The organism is Kribbella sp., from assembly GCF_035655035.1.
GTDB lineage: Bacteria > Actinomycetota > Actinomycetes > Propionibacteriales > Kribbellaceae > Kribbella.
On the sequence record NZ_DASRVN010000189.1, the window covers coordinates 1 to 5,265 of the forward strand.

The 5,265-nt window shown below is 68.5% G+C and carries 7 protein-coding genes; 3 read left to right on the forward strand and 4 right to left on the reverse strand.

Annotation, left to right across the window (positions count from 1 at the left end; genetic code table 11):
- The 4 genes from VFF46_RS11020 to VFF46_RS11035 all read right to left on the reverse strand — a co-directional run.
- A partial coding sequence (locus tag VFF46_RS11020) for a helix-turn-helix domain-containing protein (protein ID WP_325036979.1) occupies positions 1 to 387 on the reverse strand: 387 nt, incomplete at its 3' end.
- Between the two features lie 103 nt (positions 388 to 490).
- Positions 491 to 838, reverse strand: a complete 348-nt coding sequence (locus VFF46_RS11025) for a DoxX family protein (protein ID WP_325036980.1) — start codon at positions 836 to 838, stop codon at positions 491 to 493.
- Between the two features lie 40 nt (positions 839 to 878).
- Complete coding sequence (locus tag VFF46_RS11030) at positions 879 to 1,736, reverse strand: RNA polymerase sigma-70 factor (protein ID WP_325036981.1); 858 nt, start codon at positions 1,734 to 1,736, stop codon at positions 879 to 881.
- Positions 1,736 to 2,116 carry a VOC family protein gene (locus tag VFF46_RS11035; RefSeq protein ID WP_325036982.1) on the reverse strand — a complete coding sequence of 127 codons (381 nt, stop codon included), beginning with the start codon at positions 2,114 to 2,116 and terminating at the stop codon, positions 1,736 to 1,738. Before VFF46_RS11035 ends, VFF46_RS11030 begins: the two co-directional genes overlap by 1 nt.
- A 117-nt stretch (positions 2,117 to 2,233) precedes the next feature.
- Here VFF46_RS11035 and VFF46_RS11040 point away from each other — a divergent pair, with 117 nt between their 5' ends.
- The 3 genes from VFF46_RS11040 (at position 2,234) to VFF46_RS11050 (ending at position 5,108) form a co-directional block, all read left to right on the forward strand.
- Positions 2,234 to 3,601 carry a nucleobase:cation symporter-2 family protein gene (locus VFF46_RS11040; protein ID WP_325036983.1) on the forward strand — a complete coding sequence of 456 codons (1,368 nt, stop codon included), beginning with the start codon at positions 2,234 to 2,236 and terminating at the stop codon, positions 3,599 to 3,601.
- Between the two features lie 511 nt (positions 3,602 to 4,112).
- Entirely contained in the window at positions 4,113 to 4,775 is a 663-nt protein-coding gene (locus tag VFF46_RS11045; RefSeq protein WP_325036984.1) for a hypothetical protein, read from the forward strand.
- Positions 4,776 to 4,850: 75 nt separating this feature from the next.
- Positions 4,851 to 5,108 carry a hypothetical protein gene (locus VFF46_RS11050; protein WP_325036985.1) on the forward strand — a complete coding sequence of 86 codons (258 nt, stop codon included), beginning with the start codon at positions 4,851 to 4,853 and terminating at the stop codon, positions 5,106 to 5,108.
- Positions 5,109 to 5,265 lie beyond the last annotated feature (157 nt).

The window sequence follows — 5,265 nt, forward strand, 5'->3', positions numbered from 1 at the left end:
CACCTGATCCGCAACGGCCAGTCGGTCGGCGCGTGGTACCTCTGGCGTCACGGTCCGCCGGGTGTTCGCGAGCACCTGCCCGTCGAGGTCCGTGAGCACCCCGCGGACGGAGTACGCCCCGATGTCGAGCCCCACGACGTAGCCGGCCTCCGACCGGAACCGGTAGCTGCGCGCCGGACGCCCGCGCCCACGGATCGCCGGGCTCTCCTCGACCAGCCAGCGCCGCTCGACCAGGCTCGCCAGTACCTCTTCGACCGCAGTACGCCCTAGCCCGCTCTCCTCGACGATCTGCGCCACCCGCAGCTCTCCGGCGCCCCGCACCGCAGCCAGCACCGCCCGCTCGTTCAGCCGCCGCAACCGCGATGGATCCCCGCCGTCCGCCACCATGATCGGCCCAGCATATTCCCGGCCCCGGTCCCGAACCGGCGATACTTGTTGGTGTCTGGGAACAAGCTATTACCTGTCGCTAGACACCATGAGGTATTGCCAGTCAGCGGTAGAGGACTGTGGTGACCAGTGCGGCTGTGCAGGTGGCGAAGTACAGGGACCAGGGCGCGAGGTTGAGCGCGTGGGCGCGGAGGTGGGCGACGAGCGCGCCGAGGAAGTACAGGACGAGGCCGCCGGCCGCGAGGAGACCCAGCGCCGGTACGGCGAGCCCCGCGAGCAGGCCGACCGCTCCGGCGCCGAGGAGCAGTCCGAACGGAAGGATCCACTTGTGGTCGACCTGCACCGTGTCCGCTTGGGACTTCGGGTAGTCGTGGCCGATCAGGTTGGCGACGGCGGCGCTGCCGGTGAGGCCGGCGGCGAGCAGCGTGGTGGCCAGGTAGGCGACGTACACGAAAGCTCCGATCCGTAGAGGTGCCTCATGGACGAGACAGCTATGCCGGATGTGACAGCCCGCGGAGTTTGTTCGGATTGCTCACGACGTGGATCGTCTGGACGGCCCCGTCGACCAGGTGCAGCGTGACGCCGAGCACCGGCCCGTCCGCCGAACGGATCGTGATGCCGGGCGCACCGTTGAGCTCCTCGATCGCGTACTGCGAACCGGCCGGGCGGCGCGTCGATCCGACCAGGAACGCGCGCGCGACGTACAGCGGCCCGACGACAGGTTTGCGCGGCGCCCCGGTGAGCCCGCCGCCGTCGCTGATCAGCGTGACGTCCGGTGCGAGTACTGCCATCAGCGCTTCCACGTCGCCGTTCTCGCAGGCGGCGAGGAAGCGTTCGGTGACCTGCTGCTGGGTGGCGCGATCGGTGTCGTACCGCCGGCGCCTGGCGGCGACGGCCTTGCGGGCGCGGTGCGCGAGCTGGCGGACGTCGGCGACCTGACGGTCGAGGATGCCGGCGATCTCGGAGTAGCTGTAGCCGAACGCCTCGTTCAGTACGAAGACCGCCCGCTCGGTCGGCGACAGCGCCTCGAGCACGAGCAGTACGGCGGTCGACACCGAATCCGCCCGTACGACGTCCTCGGCGGCGTCGGGGGTGGTGAGCAGGGGCTCCGGGAGCCACGGGCCGACGTACGACTCCCGCCGTACCGCCGCACTCCGCAGCCGGTCGATCGCCAGCCGGGTGGTGACACGCACGAGGTAGCCCTCGGCGTCCTGCACCGAGTCCGTATCCACGCGGCTCCACCGCAACCAGGCGTCCTGCACGACGTCCTGCGCGTCGGCCACACTCCCGAGCAGCCGGTACGCAACGGCGTACAGCAGACCGCGATGCTCCGCGAAACGATCCGTCATCAGAGGTAGTTGCTGAGCTCGATCAGGTTCTGGTCGGGGTCGCGGAGGTAGACGCTGAGGATCGGGCCGGTGGCGCCGGTCCGCTCGACCGGACCTTCCTCGATCGCGACACCGTTGGCGCGGAGTTCGGCCTGGACCTGTTCGAGCGGGTCGGCGACGACGAAGCACAGGTCGGCGGTGCCGGGAGCGGGGTGCGCGGCCTTGGGCTCGAACTCGTGGCCGGCTTCGTGCAGGTTGATCTTGCTGCCGCCGAAGGTCAGCGCCCGCCGCCCGCCCTTGAAGGTAACGGCTCGCATCCCCAGCACCCGTTCGTAGAAGGCGACCGTCGCGTCGAGATCCCGCACGGTCAGCACCAGATGATCGAGCCGATCCAGCTTCATGCGGGAAACCCTAGGACATTGCACTTCAACAAACCGTTGACGGCGTGCAACGCGTGTGCCACTCTGTCGCTGTTCGGAATCTTCTTTCCGTAGAGCGGAAAAGCGTTGGAGGCAGACATGGCATCCACCACCCCTGCACCCGCCCGACCGGAGGACGAACGGCTGCCGTTCGCGCAGCTGGTCGTCTACGGCACGCAGCACATTCTGACGATGTACGGCGGGCTGATCGCGCCGCCGCTGATCGTCGGCAGTGCGGCCGGGCTGTCAGCGCAGGACATCGGGCTGCTGGTCACCGCCGGCATCTTCATCAGCGGTCTCGCGACGCTGCTGCAGTCGCTGGGACTGGGACCGTTCGGCGCCCGATTGCCCATCGTGCAAGGGATCTCGTTCGCGAGCGTGTCGACGATGGTGTCGATCGCCTCGCACGGCGGGGTCCGGCCGGTGTTCGGGGCGATCCTGGTGGCGGGGGCGATCGGCGTGGTCGCGTCGTCGTTCTTCGCGCATCTGGTGAAGCTGTTCCCGCCGGTCGTCACCGGGTCGATCATCACGGTGATCGGGGTGTCGCTGCTGCCGGTTGCCTTCGACTGGGCGCTCGGCGGGGTGGGTGCCAAGGGGTACGGCAACCCGGGCAACATCGCGCTCGCGGGCCTGACGCTGCTGGTGATCCTGGTGATCAGCCGCGTCTTCCAGGGATTCGTGTCCCGGTTGTCGATCCTGATCGGGATGATCGCCGGCACCCTGGTCGCGGTCCCGTGGGGCAAGGCCGACTTCTCCGCCGTACCGCACGGGAAGGTCGTCTCGTTCCCGCCGGTGTTCGGGCTCGGTACGCCGGTGTTCGACGCCGGCGCGATCGTCGCGATGACGATCGTGGTCTTCGTGATCATGACCGAGACGATGGCCGACATCGTCGCGATCGGGCAGATCGTCGGCACCCCCGTCGACCACCGGCGGGTCGCGAACGGGCTGCGCGCGGACATGCTGTCGAGCACCGTCGCGCCGGTCTTCGGCGCGTTCCCGGCGAGCGCGTTCGCGCAGAACGTCGGGCTGGTCGCGATCACCGGGATCAAGTCCCGCTTCACGGTCGCGGTCGGCGGCGGCGTCCTGGTCCTGCTCGGCCTGGTCCCGATCTTCGGCCGGGTGGTCGCCGCGATCCCCGCCCCGGTCCTCGGTGGCGCCGGCATCGTCCTGTTCGGCTCGGTGGCCGCGAGCGGCATCCGTACCCTGTCCCGCGTCGAGTACGCCGACAACCTGAACCTCGTCGTGGTCGCCGTCACCATCGCGATGGGCCTGGTCCCGATCGCCCGCCCACACTTCTGGGACAAGTTCCCACCCGCCGTCGGCGTCGTCCTCGACTCCGGCATCAGCGCCGCCGCCGTCACCGCCGTACTCCTCAACCTCTTCTTCAACCGCTGGCAAGCCCTCACCAACCCCAAACCCTCAGTCTTCGCCGCCACCCCCGACAAGCGCGGCACCACCCTTCCTTAACCCCGAACTGTTCCAGCGGCTCATCAGCCCGCGCGTGCTACGCAGCCGCCAGCCTCGTCGCTCCGCTCCTCAGACGCGTCTGCTCCGCGCGCTCCCACCCACCCCCGGCTGCCGCCGGCATCCGCGCCAGCGCGCGGTGACTGCCACGCTCTCCTGCGAAAGGCAACGCGACAAGCGCAGGCTCCGCTGGTCGGTGCGTCACGGTATGCAGTCGGTGCTGACTGGTCGTGTCCGTTCGGGGGAGGCGGTGGGCGTGAGCGAACTGCGTGGCAGGCACGACGATCGCGAGCCCGACCAACCTGACCACGAACAGGTCCCGGAGCCGCAATCCGACCGCCCGGGCTTGGTGGACCGGTATCAGCTGGAGGTACAGCCGAGGCACACGTCGCCGGGAAACCCGGCCGAACGGGGGTCAGCCCAAGGTGAGCAGCCAGCCGCGACGCACGCCGACTCGTCGCGAGAGACGGAGCAGGACACACCGGACCGCGCCGAATCCGACGCCCAAGAGGCTGTGCACGAGACACGTCAGGTGAAGCCCAACCTCGAACTGCCGGCGAAGCTCCGCGAGCAGATGGCGAACGACCCGGTGTTCTCCCGCGACGGCTGGGGCCGGCCGGACCCCGACGTGGCCGACGAGGATCTGGAGCAACCGCAGCCGAATGTGAAGGAAGGCTCCGAACCGAAGCCTGCGAGACCGTCCGCCGGGCTGGAAGAACAGCCGGCGCCAGCACCGACCGAGCAGAAGGCAGCGGACGCCAACCACTCAGGCCCGGCGCGGGACGATGCCATGGGCAACGATCCGGCGGACTCGGCTGACTTGCCCGGCAGCGCCGTACGGGAGCGCAGTGCGCCCCGTGACGACAGAGAACCACATATAGACCCGTCCGACGACCCGGCCGCCTCCGAACCGGAAGCAGAGCAGTCCGTTGAGCGCAGCGATACGCCCGAGCACGAGTTCGTCGATACACCGGACGACCCGCGTGACATGGACACCTACCGCCGGATCCGTGAAACCGACGACCTGGACGCGGTCGCGGCCAACAGCGGATACCCGCGCGAGATAGTCGAGGTCGCGAAGGAGAACCTGTTCATTCGGCAGCATGAGGTGGTCGTGAAACCTGGCGACGTCAGACACGGCTACTTCACGCCGCTCCCGGGCGTCGGGGAGTTGTAGGAGCGGGCCGCGTCGGGCGCCGAAATAACTGACAAGCAACAGGCGCAGCTCTGGTCGCTGCTGGCACATGAGTACGTGGAAGCCAAACTGATAGAGGCCGGAGTTCCGTATCTGCTTGAGGTGCCGGACGCCTGGGACGACCGTGGACCGAAGGTCGCAGGAGAATATCCGACCGCGCACACCGTCGCGCCACGGAGTCTGCAGTCGACGATGAAGGACCTGCTCGAACACTGGGGCAAGCTGAATCTTCCGCGGGATGGTTTGCGAGTGGCTGAGGATTTGTCGAATCTGGACGAAGTGGTCCGGGTCGCGAAGAAGGGACTGGGGTTGTGACAGAGACAGCGGCGTGCGAGCGACTGCTTGCGCGGCTGGTCAAGGCCAAGTGGGGCGACGACGAGGCCGAGCAACGGCATGAGACGTCACGACGGCAGTTGGCCAGCGAGTTCTTTCGGCGCAAGGCGGTCTGGGCGAATGCGCTGGGGATTACGGA

Bases quoted from the DNA above. Each gene is read 5' to 3' on its own strand.
- VFF46_RS11030 (WP_325036981.1), bottom strand. From the start codon at position 1,736: ATGACGGATCGTTTCGCGGAGCATCGCGGTCTGCTGTACGCCGTTGCG.
- VFF46_RS11035 (WP_325036982.1), bottom strand. From the start codon at position 2,116: ATGAAGCTGGATCGGCTCGATCATCTGGTGCTGACCGTGCGGGATCTC.
- VFF46_RS11040 (WP_325036983.1), top strand. From the start codon at position 2,234: ATGGCATCCACCACCCCTGCACCCGCCCGACCGGAGGACGAACGGCTG.